The 17,794-nt window shown below is 38.6% G+C and carries 13 protein-coding genes, 1 pseudogene and 1 riboswitch; of the genes and pseudogenes, 12 read left to right on the plus strand and 2 right to left on the minus strand.

Going from position 1 to position 17,794, the window contains the following annotated elements; all coding sequences use genetic code 11:
* Nucleotides 1–72 precede the first annotated feature (72 nt).
* Nucleotides 73–247: riboswitch (Lysine riboswitch) on the minus strand.
* 254 nt (nt 248–501) lie between these two features.
* Entirely contained in the window at nt 502–798 is a 297-nt protein-coding gene (locus tag AB3I27_RS04205) for a hypothetical protein (RefSeq protein ID WP_002293448.1), read from the minus strand.
* 175 nt (nt 799–973) lie between these two features.
* Between AB3I27_RS04205 and AB3I27_RS04210 the strand changes: the two genes are divergently transcribed.
* The 6 genes from AB3I27_RS04210 to AB3I27_RS04235 all read left to right on the plus strand — a co-directional run bounded on the left by AB3I27_RS04210 (nt 974) and on the right by AB3I27_RS04235 (nt 8,395).
* The gene (locus AB3I27_RS04210) at nt 974–1,699 is read left to right on the plus strand and encodes an NAD-dependent protein deacylase (RefSeq protein WP_235042686.1); all 726 of its coding nucleotides are present in this window, start codon (nt 974–976) and stop codon (nt 1,697–1,699) included.
* On the plus strand, nt 1,692–2,534 hold the full coding sequence (locus AB3I27_RS04215; protein ID WP_368022912.1) for a chorismate mutase: 843 nt from the start codon (nt 1,692–1,694) through the stop codon (nt 2,532–2,534). The genes AB3I27_RS04210 and AB3I27_RS04215 overlap by 8 nt, the downstream gene beginning before the upstream one ends.
* 2 nt (nt 2,535–2,536) lie before the next feature.
* Nucleotides 2,537–3,058: a transcription repressor NadR gene (locus AB3I27_RS04220; protein ID WP_002316587.1), complete on the plus strand. Its 522-nt coding sequence runs from the start codon at nt 2,537–2,539 to the stop codon at nt 3,056–3,058.
* Nucleotides 3,059–3,205: 147 nt separating this feature from the next.
* Nucleotides 3,206–3,586: a hypothetical protein gene (locus AB3I27_RS04225; RefSeq protein WP_235688701.1), complete on the plus strand. Its 381-nt coding sequence runs from the start codon at nt 3,206–3,208 to the stop codon at nt 3,584–3,586.
* Between the two features lie 231 nt (nt 3,587–3,817).
* Nucleotides 3,818–5,893, plus strand: coding sequence for a hypothetical protein (locus AB3I27_RS04230; RefSeq protein WP_235688798.1), 2,076 nt, complete (start codon nt 3,818–3,820; stop codon nt 5,891–5,893).
* A gap of 216 nt (nt 5,894–6,109) precedes the next feature.
* Nucleotides 6,110–8,395, plus strand: coding sequence for a hypothetical protein (locus tag AB3I27_RS04235; protein WP_325908064.1), 2,286 nt, complete (start codon nt 6,110–6,112; stop codon nt 8,393–8,395).
* A gap of 249 nt (nt 8,396–8,644) precedes the next feature.
* On the opposite strand, the gene def is transcribed toward AB3I27_RS04235, so the two are convergent.
* Nucleotides 8,645–9,208 (minus strand): peptide deformylase, encoded by a 564-nt coding sequence (def, locus tag AB3I27_RS04240; protein ID WP_002309767.1) that lies wholly within the window; start codon nt 9,206–9,208, stop codon nt 8,645–8,647.
* Nucleotides 9,209–9,457: 249 nt separating this feature from the next.
* Between def and rpsO the strand changes: the two genes are divergently transcribed.
* From rpsO to AB3I27_RS04270, 6 genes and pseudogenes are all read left to right on the plus strand, one after another.
* The gene (gene rpsO / locus AB3I27_RS04245; RefSeq protein WP_002289282.1) at nt 9,458–9,727 is read left to right on the plus strand and encodes a 30S ribosomal protein S15; all 270 of its coding nucleotides are present in this window, start codon (nt 9,458–9,460) and stop codon (nt 9,725–9,727) included.
* 187 nt (nt 9,728–9,914) lie between these two features.
* On the plus strand, nt 9,915–12,041 hold the full coding sequence (pnp, locus tag AB3I27_RS04250; RefSeq protein WP_002344721.1) for a polyribonucleotide nucleotidyltransferase: 2,127 nt from the start codon (nt 9,915–9,917) through the stop codon (nt 12,039–12,041).
* 193 nt (nt 12,042–12,234) lie between these two features.
* The gene (locus tag AB3I27_RS04255) at nt 12,235–12,501 is read left to right on the plus strand and encodes a GlsB/YeaQ/YmgE family stress response membrane protein (RefSeq protein ID WP_002293441.1); all 267 of its coding nucleotides are present in this window, start codon (nt 12,235–12,237) and stop codon (nt 12,499–12,501) included.
* 143 nt (nt 12,502–12,644) lie between these two features.
* Nucleotides 12,645–14,636: a KUP/HAK/KT family potassium transporter gene (locus AB3I27_RS04260; RefSeq protein ID WP_325908063.1), complete on the plus strand. Its 1,992-nt coding sequence runs from the start codon at nt 12,645–12,647 to the stop codon at nt 14,634–14,636.
* A gap of 215 nt (nt 14,637–14,851) precedes the next feature.
* Entirely contained in the window at nt 14,852–16,153 is a 1,302-nt protein-coding gene (locus tag AB3I27_RS04265) for a hemolysin family protein (RefSeq protein ID WP_002309763.1), read from the plus strand.
* 261 nt (nt 16,154–16,414) lie between these two features.
* Nucleotides 16,415–17,625 (plus strand): annotated as a pseudogene (locus AB3I27_RS04270) (IS110 family transposase).
* Nucleotides 17,626–17,794: the final 169 nt, after the last annotated feature.

Genomic DNA, 17,794 nt, shown 5'->3' on the forward strand with positions numbered 1-17,794 from the left:
TGAAAAAATAAAAAGCGACCGATTTATAGATATAAAAAGGCCGCTAAAATTCCATAAGGTGATAAACCTCTCACAAAACATAGCGCAACTTAGCATCACTGCTAAGACAGTCCGCAAGCTCTTAACTTGCGTCCCAACATACACTTCAAGCAAAAAAGTGTACATTTCGGCGATCCTCCCTATTCCTGCTTCTCCATGTTTGCTTCACTCCACAGGGTTAATGATTCTCGCGACCTCTACCTCATTGATTGAGGCATCTCGTATTCAGTTATTTATACAAAAAAAGTTTACGATACTCGAGAGGCTTTGTCAATCTATAACTGCTGTTTTTTGAAAAATACTGATAAATATAGAAATCTTTACTTTTACCGAAAAAACAATCAAAATGTGAATCATCTATCCATTGCAAACGATAGTATAATTATACACAAAAATGTATGTAACACAATAAAAAAAGAACTGAAACAGAAAATTTCCTGCATCCAGTTCCACCTCGATTATTTAAGCAGCCGCTTTCTTTGGCTCACGTCCTAGGATCGCTTGCAAAAGAACAACGACACCGTAAATGGCTAATATTAGATAAATCAAACTTGAGTATTGGGTGATTCCCCAGCCCCATGTTCGATAAACGGCTAATGTAATGGCTAAAACAATTGCGGCAATCACGTTGAATAAAGCAAAAGCCCAAAGATTTCCGTTTTCTTTGCGTACAAGGTAAAAAACAGAGAAATAAACACTTAACGCTAACCAGGCGATGCAAGCCAGAATAACGCCCCAGTAAATAAAGAATGGTAACATATCGATTCACCTCACTTTTATACAGCAGTATTGTAACACGTTTTCATTCTTTTGTCAGTGAGGATTGTGATAAATTGTTCAAATGTCCCTCACACTTTTTTATTCCTATTTTTCACACTTTTCAACAATAAATTTGTTTGAGTATGGGCTATAATGGAAAGTGAGGTGACAAAACATGAAACAAGGAACAGTAGACGAAGCAGCAAAAGAGATATTGACTCATCAGAAAATCACGTTTTTGACCGGTGCTGGGGTATCCACACCTTCTGGAGTGCCAGATTATCGATCACTGACAGGAATCTACCACGGAATGGAACAGCCGGAATACTTGCTGAGTCATCAAGCAATGGTGAATGAACCGGATAAATTCTATCAATTTGTCAAAAAGATCTATCATCCTGAAGCAAAACCAAATATTATTCATTTAGAAATGGCACATCTAGCGAAAGAAAAAAATATCTGGGTCGTTTCGCAAAATATCGACGGATTGCACGCAAAAGCTAAGAGCCCGCAACTCGTCAATTTTCATGGAAGTTTGTATCAATGTCATTGTCGAAAATGTAAACAAACAGTAGACTGGAAAGAATATCTTCACAGCGACAAACATCAAGCATGCGGCGGACAAATACGCCCAAACATTGTGTTATATGGTGAAGGATTTCAAGGTGAAGTCATTGAGCAGGCGGCTTACGCCGTCAGCCAAGCAGAGCTGGTCGTCATTGTTGGAACGAGTTTTCAAGTTCATCCATTTTGTGATCTGGTACAATTTCGCCAACCGTCAGCCAAAATTTTAGTAATCAATCAAACGCCTGTTTATTTAGCGGAACCTTATACGTTTATTCAGGAAGACGGAGCGGTTGTTTTCAAAAAAATACAAGAATTAGGAGTAGACTATGACTGAATTCAAAACAGAAAAAGAAAAGATGATTGCAGGCGAGCTTTATTTTGCCAATGACCCTGAGTTGGTTTCCGACCGTATGTTTGCAAGAAGTCAAAGCCAAATCATCAACCAAGCCGAATCAGCGGAATTGCGATCCCAATTGTTGAAAGAAACATTTGGTCGTACAGGGAAAAAAATCTATATGGAGCCAGTTATCAATTTTGATTACGGATATAATATATTTGTCGGTGAGAATTTTTATGCAAATTTCAACTGTACATTTTTAGATGTCAGCACGATCGAAATCGGTGATAACTGCATGTTTGCTCCCAATGTCCAGCTGTATACGGCAACACATCCATTACATCCAGTGAAACGTAACAGTGGTTTGGAGTACGCAAAACCCATAAAAATCGGTGATAATGTTTGGTTAGGCGGAGGCGTGATCGTCACGCCGGGTGTCACGCTAGGAAACAATGTAGTGGTCGGCGCAGGTTCGGTTGTGACCAAATCTTTCCCCGACAATGTAGTGATTGCAGGAAATCCTGCTCGTATCATCAAGACAGTAGAGGAAGAACCGTTAGAAGAGTCTCTTGAAACATTACGTCAAAAGATTGATACGATCGATCGAGAATTAGTTGCTTTATTAGAAAAAAGAATGGATACAGTAACTAAAATAGGACAAGTAAAAAAAGAAGGAAACCAAGCAGTTTATGATGAAAAAAGAGAGCAGCAAGTATTGGATAAAGTTGCTAAACTGCTGAAAAATAAGGGATACAAGGAAAAAATAACAAACACATATGTTGATTTGATGAAACACTCGCGCGAATACCAAAACAAAATGAAGGAGGAATAAGTGTGATCGAAGGAGAGGCACGACGAAAACAAATCATGCAAACCTTGGCAAATACAGAAAAACCAGTGAGTGCTAGCAAGTTTGCGAAAACTTTTGGAGTCAGCCGTCAGATTATTGTCGGTGATATTGCTTTACTACGAGCGGCAGGTAAAAGTATCGTGGCAACAGCAAGAGGTTATATCCTTGAAACAGAAGAAACCAATACTGGACATATCAGTAAAATCGCGGTCCAGCACGGAAAAGATCAAACAGACGAAGAGTTGAGACTCATCGTTGAAAATGGCGGCGAAATCATTGATGTAATCGTAGAACATCCGCTTTACGGTGAATTAACAGGTACGTTGCACATTAAAACGCCACAAGACATCGATTCATTTATGAGACGTTATCAAAAGAGCAATGCTTCTTTATTATCCGAACTCACAGGAGGAATCCATCTGCATACGATCCGATACCCAGAAAAGCATATGCTGAAAACAATCAAGCAAAAACTAGCTGAAGCAGGTATCTTGTACGAAGGATGACTAGCTCCATAAAAAACAGTACCGAAGAACTGGCGAAATTTAAACGCCAGTTTTTTTATTTTCAAGAAAAAGGTGTTCGCTTTGTCTGCACAAAGTATTGTACGCTTTTTTTGTCATAACTAGCAAGATAATGGGGGCGGATATGAGATGGATCCAAATAAGCAAGATCAAGGAGCGTTGGAAGCACAAAAAATCAAGCTGTATTATAACGAAGTTGGTGAGGAAAAATTAGATCAATACATAGAGACGCTCGCGCACAGCCTAATTAAATTCATCCGAAACTTTGAGGACTCTGAATACGTATCTGAAAGATTAAAAAAATTTTCTGAAAATTTTTCTGAGAATATTTACACTTACAATCGAAAGTGGCCATTATGGAATGACCTTTACAAAGCAACTCGCTCTTCTGAAGCACTCCATCTAGAAACAATTTTTAGAGATGTAGGATTTAACAAACCTTCCTTCGGTTCGCAAGACTTATCAGTAATATATAAGCAAGCAGAAGAGCTTTTAAATGAAAAAAAATAAGCACTGATAGTAGAGATACTAAAGGGAAATCCAAACGTTGAACTGTATATCTCTTATGATCCTAAGGCTGAACAAGGAAAGCTATTAAATAAGAAGCTGAAAAATGGCGAGTATAAAACAAAAGAAGAACGGATAGAAGCTTTAGCAGATGGGTATGAACATCGAGATGAAAAAGCGAAAGATATTGAGAAGGATATCATTCAAGGAGTAGATGAAACGGAAATAGGGGCTATGATACGGCTGATATATCCTCTTGAAAAAACAGTGAGAGATAGAGTGAATTTTTATAAAAACGACCACATAATTTTAGCACCATGGGCTAAAAACAAGGAACTTACTGATCTATGGAGCGGTGTGATTCCACCAAGTGAAGAAAAATTCGTGGGATTAAAAGAAAGCCTGATCCATAAGAGTGAACAAGAAAAAATTTTATTGACTTATGGAAACGGAAAAGAATTCAACGCTACTTTTCATGATTTAGAAGAGAAGAATTACAAATGGGAAAGCTGTGAGAAGTATATAGAAATAATTGCAGAAATGTTAGAGGAGAAAAATGGGATACAAGGAAAGCTAAACCAAGATGTTTTTGAAAATTTCGACCAGTATATCCCTTCTACAAAAAGACAAGGACAACTATGGGGAGAATTTCAACGAGTCAGTCGTAAGTTTGAAGAATTCCATTTAGAGAATATAGCAGGATGGGATGAGTTCATGAAAAAAGCGTATCCTGAACAAGGATTTAAGCATTCCTTGAATCAATGGTTTGGGAAAATGTCAGTAGAACTAGCAAAAGAAAACCCGAAAATAGAACTCGGTGTTTTTTATGATCCAGCTTGGGAAAGCGTAAAAAATTTAGAATTTTATACGCCAATTTCAAAAACAAAATGGAAAAAGCGTGTAGAATCGACAGAGAATGCTATTGCTAAAAAATTGCATCTGGCTGAAACTTCAGATACGTTACACCATTTATATCATAATGAGAGCTCATTAGGTGGTCGGATTTATTATTATGACAGAAAAAATGTGTTGACTAATGTAGCTCCTTGGGCCAAGTCAAAAGAGCTTGGTACAGTCTGGTCAAGAAGTAGTAGAGAAGAGACTTTGACATTTCTACTTCCACAGATGGATGGACAAAGTGATTTATCTGCTTCAATTAAACCGCAAGAGCACCGGAAAATCAGTTTATTTGTGTCAGAAACTGGAAAATATGCAGATGAGGATAATTTTCGACAGAAAAACCCTACAAAAGCAGAGCATACGATAGAGTCTATTGATGGCTATATTTCTGCTACGATAGGTGCAATCTTCAAAAACCAAAGGAAATTTTATGATCCAGATTTCAGACAACATTTTTATGAGAATTTTACAAAATATATCCCATCAGATAAAAAACATTGGGAGCTATGGGACGATTTCCAAAAAGTCAGTAGAAGCTTTGAGGAATTCAAATTAGAAAACATATATAAAAAATTAGATATCAATTTTGAAATACCAATGACGTGGTCTAAGGAAACCCTCATATCCTACTTGCATAAGATTAAAGGGGAGATAGCGGTAGAAATAGTAAAAAGAAATCCCATGACTGAATTGACACTTTTTTATGATCCGATACAAATTTATGCAGCATACGATGTTATTGGCTGGACTAATTCTGATTATTCTGATTATTATGATAGTGATACTAGCAATTCTAGTGATAGTAGCAGGCGTAGCATAGATATCGATCAATATGCTGATAAGATAGAACGGCGTGGTACTGATAGAGCTGGTATATTAGATATTGAAGAAAAATTTGCAAAAGGAACGGAAAGGGAGAATGAAAAATGTCTTGGTAGGATACTCAGATATGCATTTCACAATAAATCAGAGTTAGAAGGAAGAATTGTTCTGTTTGATCGTCATAAACAAATTGCCGATAGATTACCATGGGAAAAAGAAGAGATTGCAGAAGCGTGGAGAAATGCATGCAAAAGTGTCGTTCTTACACCTAGCATTAATAATGAAAATAAACTTCATGAAAAGAAGGAAAGCGAAACAAGTTTACACCAATCAATAGACACTCAGGTAAAACATCGAAAGAGTCCAGAACAGTTGATAAAAAAACAGCCACAGCAGTTATCGAGTCTTTTAAAAACAGTGGGTATAAGGAATGAACAGCCATCAACAAGCACCGATCAACTAATAAGTGCTTCCACATCCCAAGTTGGACAACAAAGAATGGCACAAATCAGACAGCAAGAAGAGAGAGAAACTTCGGCTAATAAAAAGCCATGTGTACGAGAAATAATAAGATTCTATGAACGTTAAAAAGAGATAGACTTGAAAAAAATGCTAAAAACAATCAAGTAAAAACTAGCTGAAGCAGGTATCTTGTACGAAGAATGACAAGCACCATAAAAAAACACCGAAGAACTGGCGAAATTTAAACGCCAGTTTTTTTGTTTTCAAGAAAAAGGTGTTCACTTTGTCTGTATGAAAGTAATGTATACTTTTTTATAACAAAATAATGGGGGCGGATATGAAATGAATCCTGAAAAACAAGAAGAACAAAGAATTGGCTTATGTATTGATAAGGAATCTGGGCGTAAGAGATTTGAAGGAGTATACTGTACTGATTATCTAACTGCTATAAAAAATACTATGTTCGACCATGCGAAACAGCTTTCTGATAAGAAGTTCCAGCAGCACTTTTTTCAAAACTTCACGGAGTATCTTTCCCCTGAGATCAAAGGATGGGTTTTATGGGACGATTTCCAGAAGGTCAGCAGGAAGTTTGAAGAACTAAAACTAGAGAATATCTATAATAATCTAAATCTAACTGTTGATGGTACATCACAGCTTTCTGAGGAGGAAAGAGTCGAAAGAGTCGACGATTATTTGTACGACTTGAGAGGACAGATAGCCGTAGAAGTAGCAAAAACGAATCCAAGAATCGATTTATACCTTTACTATGATCCTGAACATACACATGCATTTGATGTGCGGACTTCAGATTCTATTTTTGTTAATCACTTAATGACTATAGTAGCAGAATGGAGCGATGGAGTAGCATTTGAAGAAAGACAAGTTGCTAATGGAGGTGAAGAGAGTTATCCCAGTCACACGCTCCGTTATGTTTATCATAACAAAGAAGAACTGGCAGGGAGGGTGTATTTATATGGAGAAGGGTATGATAACAGTATTGTTATGTACGATTTAAAAGGTAAGCTGACTAATATAATGCCTTGGGAAAGAGATAAGGATCTTGCTGTGACATGGAAAGAAGAATGTAGGATTACGAATCTTACGTTGGATCCAGCCTATGCAGCCAATCATTTACAGCAAAGCAGTACAGTAAGACAAAACAGTGGAGAAGAAAAAGATATAAAAGAATTTGCTGATAAAAATCCAGTGTTTGAAAATGAACTTAGAGAAGGAGAGGAAAAGAATATTCCTTCCACTCCTGACGCTTCTGCTTCTGATCTTAAGATTGTAAACGAACAAGCCAAAAATTTAGAGAGTACTACCCCAAGCAGTACAGTAAGGCAAAACAGTGGAGAAGAAAAAGACATAAAAGAATTTGCCGATAAGAATCCAGTGTTTGAAAAAGAACTTAGAGAAGGAGAGGGAAAAAATATTCCTTTCATTTCTTACTCTTATAGTTTTGGTCTTAAGTCTCTAGCTGAACAAGAACATTACAAAAGAATTGCCAGAATTGCCCCAAGCAGTACAGTAAGGCAAAGTGATAATCAAAGGATGTATATGATTTATGGAGAAGAAAAAGATATAAAAAAATTTCTCGATAAGCACCCGATGTTTGAAAAAGAACTTAGAGAAGGAGAGAAAAAAAATATTCCTTTCACTCCTTACGCCTATGCTTCTGAATTTAAGTCTAAAAACAAAAAGCTTATTTTGTGGAACGAAATCAATTCAATTATAAATTCTCGTAGGGAATTTCAACCAGAAAACCTTACAATAAGAAAAAATATAGATGCCTGTTTTGAAAAGATAATGTTAGAAGTCGCAAAAGAACGATCTGATATAACGATCGTGATGTGTAACGATTACAGCATTGATAAAGATGTGAGAATTGTCAATGGAAGCCGGATAGACTCACGTGCTGCAGCTCTTCGTTATATTTATCATACGCCAGAGCTTAGGGAGAAAGTAGTTTTCTACAATGGAGCACAAAACAGAATGGCACCATGGGAGGCAAATCCCGAATTATGGAAAGCATGTGTCAAAGACTTTGGCATGGATCTAAGACCAAATGAACAGTTGACTCAGCCAAAAAGTACGGCAAAACAAGACAATAGTACGAGGACAGAGACGCTAGTAGAAATAAATCCTTTGGAAAATAGAGAGGAATCAAAGCAAAAGACAGATCAAACGATTCAGCCAAAAAATACACATCAAGACAAGCCGTCACAACTAAAGGATTTAGCTTCTCGACATAACCATCAATCCTTATCAGATATCATGCAAGCAGCTGATATACAGCATAAAGAAAATAATCAATCAAACAACTGGAAACAAGATAGTCCAACAAAGCAAAATGTAAGTACAAATACACAAAAAGAAATATCGTTGATAAAAGCAGAATCTTGGGCAGACAGCAATGAATCGAAGCGAGTGGGACAGTTAATAAAGACGTGGGAAACTCCCTCCCAAACGACGAGTGCAACCACATTAGATTCAAGAAAACAGGGGTTAGGGCAACTTCTAGAAGACGTAACGACACGTAAAAGTTATCCTTCTGGAGAGAAAAAACAGGTAATTCCCAATAAAGCTTTATCTCTATCCAAGACACAGCCACATCTTGAATTTTGATTTCAGGAAATTTCATTTTAAATTTAGTAGCGAAACATAAAAAAGGGGCTGTGACAAACGACGTGTCACAGCCCCTTTATTCCGAATATGTTCAAAAGCTTGCATCTGAGGTAATAAGCCTAACTAAACGAAAAATAGGAAGAGCTATTTTTGTTTGGCTGTTCTTATTACTTGATGCAGGACAGCTTTTTCACAACCTCTTTATAAAGCTTTCTTATGCCATTAGAATCGAAGGATCAATCCAAATCTCTATTCGATCACCAATACGCCTTCTTTTAATGCAAATGGATTTTGATCGTTGATGTGGTCATAGAACATCACACCGTTGATATGGTCGATTTCATGTTGAACGACGATCGATTCATAATTCTTCAAACGAATCTTGTGTTTTTCACCATTCATATCATAATAAGACACAGTGATTTTGGCGTGGCGAACGACATATCCTGGTACTTCTCGGTCAACAGATAAACAGCCTTCGCCTTCCCCTAAACAAGCATCTTGAACAGAATGGCTCAAAATTTTAGGATTATACATAACAGTACTTAGAGAAGGTTCATCTACCTCTGGGTCTGCACTTGGTACGTGAACAGCAATGATTCTTTTAGAAATATCTAATTGAGGCGCAGCTAAGCCAACACCGCCTCGTAAGTGCAATTCTTCAGCTTTGATTGGATCTTGGCTGTTTTTTAAGAACTCAAGCATCTCTTTTCCTAAAGAGAGATCTTCTTCGCTTAATGGAAGAGAAACTTCTTCTGCAACTTCGCGTAAGGTCGGATTTCCTTCACGAATGATATCATCCATTGTAATCATGGAATATGTACCCCTTTCTTAGAAGACTATATTCAAGTCTATTTTCGCATTATAGTTTACCACAAAAATGGAAAAGTAGTAGTAAGATTGTTTGAAAACTACTTTTTCTTAATGATTAACCACTTGATTTCCAGCCCGGTTTCAGGTAAAGTATAGCTGTGTGCTCTAGGCGCACGGCCTGCCACTTGGTTAAGCGAATCACCAACGTTTTACTCAGTCGCAGGGGAATAATCGAAAGAGGTGAAAGAAATGGCAATTTCAAAAGAACGCAAGAATGAAATCATCAACGAATATGCTCGCCATGAAGGGGATACTGGTTCTCCAGAAGTACAAATCGCTGTATTAACTGAAGAAATCAACCACTTGAATGAACATGCACGCGTGCACAAAAAAGACCATCATTCATACCGCGGCCTAATGAAAAAAGTTGGTCACCGTCGTAACTTGTTAGCTTACTTACGTAAAACTGACGTTCAACGTTACCGCGAATTGATCAAACGTTTAGGCTTGCGTCGTTAATTTTAGTCAAAAAGAGTGGGATTCACATGAATCTCACTTTTTTTACTCGTATATCAATTAAGCAAAATTCCGTGATCAAGCTAGATGGACTCCTACTAACCAAATGAAAGCTGCTCAAAAAACGGCTTTCGGCAGTTTTCATTTGTTTAGTAGCGTCTTGCTTTCACGAGAAGGAAAAGGAGAAGTTATGTCAGAAAAACAAGTATTCAAAACGACATGGGGCGGCCGTCCCTTACAAATCGAAGTCGGTCAGCTAGCAAAACAAGCAAACGGAGCCGTTTTAGTCCGTTATGGAGATACAGTGGTCTTAAGTGCAGCTGTGGCCTCTAAAGAAGCAAAAGATACAGACTTTTTCCCATTAACGATCAATTATGAAGAAAAAATGTATGCAGCAGGGAAAATCCCTGGAGGTTTCATCAAACGAGAGGGTCGTCCAAGTACAGAAGCAACATTGACTGCCCGTTTGATCGACCGTCCAATCCGCCCGATGTTTGCGGAAGGCTTCCGTAATGAAGTCCAAGTAACGAACATCGTTATGAGTGTAGAAACTGACTGTTCACCAGCTATGGCAGCGATGTTAGGTTCTTCTTTAGCACTATCAATCTCAGATATCCCATTTGATGGTCCAATCGCGGGTGTAGAAGTTGGTCGTGTAAATGGTGAGTATGTCTTGAATCCAACGGTAGAGCAAGCAGAACAAACAGATATCGAATTAACTGTTGCTGGTACGAAACAAGCGATCAACATGGTTGAAAGTGGCGCGAAAGAAGTTTCAGAAGAAGACATGCTTGGTGCATTGCTGTTTGGTTTTGACGCTATCAAAGAATTAGTTGCTTTCCAAGAAGAAATCGTTCAAGCAGTAGGAAAAGAAAAAATGGAAGTCACTTTACTGCAAGTTGATGAAGTATTGAAAAAAGAAATTTTTGATGCTTCTTACGCTACAATGAAAGCAGCAGTAATGACCGAAGAAAAACTTGCTCGCGAAGAGAACATTGAGCAAGTGAAACTCGATATTCGTGAAGCTTACGCTGAGAAATTTGCAGGTCACGAAGATGAAGATCACTTATTGAAAGAAGTCAAACAAATCACGGAAGATTTAGAAAAAGATGTCGTACGTGAATTGATTACCATCGATAAAATCCGTCCTGACGGGCGTAAATTGGATGAAATCCGTCCATTGTCATCAGAAGTCAGCTTATTGCCACGTGTACATGGATCAGGATTGTTCACACGAGGACAAACACAAGCTTTATCTGCTTGTACACTCGCACCTTTAGGAGAGCACCAAATCATTGACGGTTTAGGGGTTGAAGTCAGCAAACGATTCATCCACCACTACAATTTCCCTCAGTTTTCTGTTGGTTCTACAGGACGTGCAGGATCTCCAGGACGTCGGGAAATCGGACATGGCGCATTAGGAGAACGAGCATTGGCACAAGTAATCCCTTCAGAAGAAGAATTTCCTTATACGATCCGCTTGGTAGCAGAAGTATTGGAATCAAATGGTTCTTCTTCCCAAGCAAGTATCTGTGCTGGCACGTTAGCATTGATGGACGCAGGGGTACCAATCAAAGCACCTGTTGCCGGTATTGCGATGGGACTTGTTTCTGATGGTGAGAACTATACGATCTTAACAGATATCCAAGGGCTGGAAGATCATCTTGGCGATATGGACTTTAAGGTTGCCGGTACAAAAGATGGTATCACTGCTTTGCAGATGGATATCAAGATCCAAGGAATCACAGAACAAATCCTAACTGAAGCATTGACTCAAGCAAAACAAGCACGTATGGAAATCTTAGAAGAATTGACTTCAACGATTGCTGCTCCACGTGAAGAATTAAGCCAATATGCACCAAAAATCGAAATGATCCAGATCGAACCTGCTAAAATCAAAGATGTCATCGGTAAAGGCGGAGACACGATCAATGGAATCATCGATGAAACGGGTGTAAAAATCGATATCGATCAAGATGGAAAAGTAAGTATTGCTTCTGCTGATGCAGAAATGATCAAAAAAGCCATCAAGATCATCGAAGATCTGACAAAAGAAGTCAAAGTCGGTGAAGTTTATCTAGGGAAAGTTGTCCGTATCGAAAAATTCGGTGCATTCATCAACTTGATCAAAGGAAAAGATGGACTTGTCCATATTTCTCAATTGGCAAACGATCGTGTCAATAAAGTCGAAGATGTTGTTAAACTAGGTGATGAGATCCTTGTGAAAGTAACGGAAATCGATAAACAAGGACGCGTAAATCTGTCAAGAAAAGCAATGTTGAATGAAGATGGTTCAACGAAAAACGAAGCAAAATAATTTTAATTCTTATGAATATTGTGTTTTGTGATCAAGAAGTTGACAGGAGAACAACAATTATTCGAAAAAAAGGGAGGTGACGATTTTTGTCATCTCTCTTTTTTTACTGAAGTTTCTTGGTGCATATTTTTGGAGTCCTTCTAAATAAAGCGTAAAATAAAAGTGAGATAAAAGGACGAAGGAGGGGAAGGCTATGCTGAACTTTTTATGGTCGTTGTTTATCGGCGGTGTGTTAGGTTTGATAGCTGGTGCCATTTTGGGAAAGGAGGTCCCAGGTGGTGTATCTGGAAATATCATTATCGGCTTTTTAGGCAGCTGGCTTGGCGAATTTTTACTAGGACCGCTAGGACCGGAACTTGGCGGTTTTTATTTGATCCCAGCACTATTGGGTGCAATTTTTTGCCTTGCGCTTTATTCATTTGTGGCAAGACGTATCAGGGAACGACCAAAGAAAGAATAATTTTATTCAAATAAGTTGACACTTCAGTGTGTTACTTGGATAATTAGAAGCAATTTAGGAAAGCGGGTGTCATGGATAAGAATATCGTCTATCATTCAACCTTACCTAAAGGATATCCATATAACAAGAAATGAGGGGAAAACGTGGCAACAACGCACAATACCAAAAAAATATCAATGGCTGGCCTGCTTGTAGCGATGGGAGTCGTCTACGGTGACATCGGGACAAGTCCGCTTTACGTGATGAAATCGATTGTTGAAGATAATGGCGGATTGACAGGAATTAATCCTGATTTTGTTATCGGATCAGTCTCATTGATTTTTTGGACATTGACTCTACTGACAACGATCAAATATGTCGTGATTGCACTAAATGCAGATAACCATGGGGAAGGTGGAATTTTCTCACTCTACACACTTGTCCGAAAAGGTGGGAAATATTTGATTATTCCTGCAATGATCGGAGGAGCTGCCTTACTAGCAGATGGGGTATTGACCCCTGCTGTGACGGTAACGACTGCGATTGAAGGATTGCGGGGAATTCCGCAGTTTTTTGACCGGTTCGGTAATAACCAGAACGTGATCGTCATTATCACTTTAGTTATTATTTTTGTCTTATTCATGGTCCAACGCTTTGGTACAGATATTGTCGGAAAAGCATTCGGACCAATCATGTTCGCTTGGTTTACTTTTTTAGGAGTAATGGGGTTGCTGAATTTTAGCCAGGATTGGACAGTTATCCGTGCATTGAACCCTTATTACGCACTCCAGCTGCTTTTTAGTGCAGATAACAAATTAGGCTTGTTCATTCTTGGAAATATTTTCTTGGCTACGACAGGTGCAGAGGCGCTTTATTCCGATCTTGGACATGTCGGCAAACGAAATATTCGTTTGAGCTGGCCTTACGTCAAAATTTGTTTGGTCATCAATTATTTTGGGCAGGCTGCATGGTTATTGAATGTTTATCAAAACCCTGAAGCACAGCAAATCAAGAACTTGAATCCATTCTTCCAAATGATGCCTCAAAGTTGGATCGTGATTGGCGTTGCTTTTGCAACAGTTGCTGCGGTGATTGCTTCGCAAGCATTGATTACAGGCTCGTTTACGCTGGTTTCGGAAGCCATCAAGTTGAAACTGCTGCCTCGATTAAAGATCATGTATCCTGGGAACAGTATCGGGCAAATGTATATCCCAGCAGTCAATCTGATTCTATGGATCGCCTGTTCTCTAGTGGTCGTCACATTCCGAACTTCCCATCATATGGAAGCTGCTTATGGTCTGTCGATCACGGTGACCATGTTGATGACGACGGCATTGCTTTACTTTTATCTTATCCAAAATGGGCATTCTCGTTGGTTTGCATATTTAGTTACCTTTTTCTTTGGTGCAATAGAAGTCGTTTTCTTTATCTCAAGTGTCGTCAAATTCTTCCGTGGCGGTTTTGTAGCCGTTCTGATTGGTTTGATCATCTTAGTCGTGATGTTCATTTGGGAACAAGGGAACATTATCCGCGAATCGTCAACAGAGGATGTGTCTTTGAGGGATTATATCCCACAGCTTAAAGAATTACGTGATGATGCTTCTTTACCAATCTATCAGACGAATGTTGTCTTCCTAGTTCCTGATATGGCTGAAGATAAAGTGGGACGACAGTTCATCTATTCGATTTTAGATAAGCGACCTAAAAGAGCAAGAGTCTATTGGTTTGTTCATGTGGAAGTGACGGATGAGCCATATACGAAAGAATATCAAGTAGATATGATGGGCACCGACTTTATTGTCCAAGTGAATCTGTTCTTAGGTTTCAGGGTCCAACAGGAAATTAACGTATATGTTCGCCAAGTCATCCATGATTTGATGAAACAAGGTCGTTTGCCAAAACAGCCACAAAGATACTCTTTGACACCGGGACGGGAAGTTGGCGATTTCCAATTTGTTCTGATTGATGAAGTAGTCTCAAATGTGACAACTCTAGGAAAATGGCAACGTCAAATCATGCAGGCAAAACTGGCAATCAAAAAAATCGCTACCTCGCCAGAAACATGGTTTGGGCTAGAGTACAGCGAAGTAAAACATGAAACTGTTCCGCTTATCATTGGAAATACTCGGAAAACATGGTTGAAAGAGCGGTTGTGAAAGTAGCGCTTTGATCTAAATTCAGCTTTTGAATACCGTTTTTATCAGAGATCATGAAAAAGCTGTTTAGCAACAAGTAACGCAATCCTTTTAATAGGAAGGAGATGTGGCATTTTTCAGCCACATCTCTTTTTTTACTCCTAATATAAATACGCATTATTTTCAATTTTTTTGTAGAAAAAGGGTACAATAGAAAAAGAGAAAGGCGGGAGAATATGGTTATCAATTTCATTATTTTATTTTTGATGATCGCAATTACTTCATTTTTTGTAGCAAGTGAATTTGCTTTAGTGAAAATCAGACGATCAAAATTGGAACAATTAGAAAAGGAAAACGTGAAGAACGCCAAGCTAGCTCTTCATGTTACACACCATTTAGATAATTATTTATCAGCTAGTCAATTAGGAATTACGCTAACCGGGTTGATCATCGGGTGGGTCGGTGAAGGCTCTGTCGCGGCTCTACTGGAACCAGTGATCGGTAAACTACCTTTCAGTTCAGCTATCAGCAGTACAATCTCTGTGGCGCTAGGATTTATTTTAGTGACGTATATCGATGTGGTTATTGGCGAACTGCTTCCTAAGAGCTATAGTATCGTCAATACGGAGAAGGTCGTCTTGTTCGTAGTCAAACCGCTTCATTATTTTTATAAAGTAATGTTTCCTTTTATTTGGGTATTGAATCATTCAGCAGCGGGTCTAGGAAAGCTTTTAGGTGTGCGCCTCGTATCTGAAGGAGAAGAAACCTTGTCTCAAGAAGAGCTGACACTAGTCGCATTGAATTCTTATGAAAAAGGTGAGTTAACCAAAGAAGAATATCATTATTTGGAAAACGTGTTTGAATTTGATGATACCTTGGCAAAAGATATACAAGTAGATCGTACGTCTATGCAAGTATTCGAAGCTTCGGAAACAGTAAAAGAAGCGATAAAAGCTTCGATTGAGCAAGGACATACTCGCTATCCGGTGATTTTAGAATCCAAAGACAATGTTCTAGGTTATGTTACCTTACCAGATTTGATCAAGCAATCTTATAAAGATGACCAACTGACAGTAGAACATTTGATTGAAGAGCCAATCGTAACAACTGAAACAATCCCTATAAAAAAATTATTGACGATCATGCGAAAAAAAGGAAAACATATTGCTATCTTAAAAGATGAATATGGAGGGACAAGCGGCTTAGTAACGATTGAAGATATTTTAGAAGAAATCGTCGGGGAAATCCGGGATGAGACAGATTTGGACGAAGCGTTGATAGCGGAACAGTCAGATGGCTCTTATATCATCTCCGGCAAACTAACATTAGATGATTTTCAACGTTATTTTCATGTAGAGATTCCAGAGTTTGAAGAAACGAATTTTACTACACTTGCGGGATTTGCTTCTAGCCGATATAAAGAAATAAAAGCAGGAACGATCATTGAGATTGCCTCATTCCGTTTCACGGTATTAGAATACCAGCATGCGCATATCGATTATTTCAAAGTAGAGACCATGGAAAGAGATGCAGAATAAAAGAAAAACATACTAAGATTAGAGGGGAACATCATTGACGAATGATGTTCTCCTCTATTTTCTATTTTTAGATTATAGTGAAGAGTGAAAGAAAGTTCGAACAAAGCCTTGAGGACTACGAGTCCCTATCAAAAACCGAACTTCTTTACTGTCATTTTAGAATCAGGTTTACGTATGTTGGGGCCATGAGCCCGTGTATAGGAAATTGGAATCGAAATGAAGCAGTAAAGTTCTTTCAAAACTTAAAAAGGAGGAAAACAAATGCCTTACATTCTTGCATTAGATGTTTCAATGGGACACAGCTACAGTGTCCTATACAAAGACGACACCTGCTTATTTGAAGACGAGATCGAACACACTCAAAGAGGATTTCATGCATTACTCGAAGAGATCCAGCACTTGCCTGAACGTCCATTGATTGTTTTTGAAGCAACGGGGATTTATTCCAGACCAGTCGAAAAGTTCTTTCAAGATCATCACTTTTCTTACTGTTTGTTAAACCCGTTAGAAGCGAAAAAACAGATGGAAGAAAGCACCTTACGCAGTTGGAAAACAGATAAATCGGATGCCCACCGGCTCGCACAGACTCATCTTAAAAATCAACGTCAGCCAAAAGAAGTACAAAGCAATTTTTACTTAGAGATGCGCGATTTAGCCCGTTTTTATCAAGAAATTGAGAAGAAAATCACTCGTCTGCGCATGGATTTACACAACTGCCTTCAATTGACTTTTCCAGAGCTTGAACAGTTCTTTTCAAACAGGCTGACCCCTTACGCATTGACATTGATCCGTCTTTTTCCCCATCCAGATTTTGTATTGGCATCTACTCGGACAAAAATAAACTGATCAACGAAACACGGAAAAAAATCTCCGCGAATCGTGCCGAGCAAAAGGCAGATCAAATCATCCACTATGCACAGTGTGCCTATCCAGCTGTTGAAAAAGACAGTATCCACTGTCAAAAAACGATCTATTACGCCGAACTTCTCCAAGATTTACTCGAACAAAAAAAAGCACTGGCGACACAAATGATCAAAAAAGCCGAAGGGTCTCCTTGCTTTTTGTTGTACCAAACGTTCCCTGGGATTGGCGCACTCACAGCCGCTTTATTGCTCGGTGAATTAGGAGATATCACACGATTTAAAACCCATAAACAATTGAATGCTTTTGTCGGAATCGACATCCGACGGTATCAATCAGGTAAGTATACTGGCCAAGACCGCATCAATAAGCGTGGTAATCCCAAAGCACGGAAAATTATTTTCTTCACCATTCGAAATATGATTCGCCAGCAACGCGCAGCTCCTAATCATATTGTCGATTGTTACTACAAATTAAAAAAGCAACCTATCCCTAAGAAAGAGAAGGTTGCCACAGTTGCTTGTATGAACAAGCTTCTGAAATGTATGCACGCTATGGTTAGGGCACATACAGAGTACGACTATGCGTACGCGGTCTCAGTGGACCATTAACTAAACCACTTACAGTATACCACTTCTTTGCCCAGATCGAAAATTTTTTTACGAACGGGGCTTTATTTGGTGTGCCTTGATTTTGTCGCTTTCGTTTACGAGCTATTTTTCTTGCACCTTTTACTTGACTAATCGTAGGAAAAGGCTGTGACAAAAAATGTCACAGCCT

The sequence above is a fragment of the Enterococcus sp. C46 genome, from assembly GCF_040887565.1.
Taxonomy (GTDB): Bacteria; Bacillota; Bacilli; order Lactobacillales; family Enterococcaceae; genus Enterococcus_B; species Enterococcus_B lactis.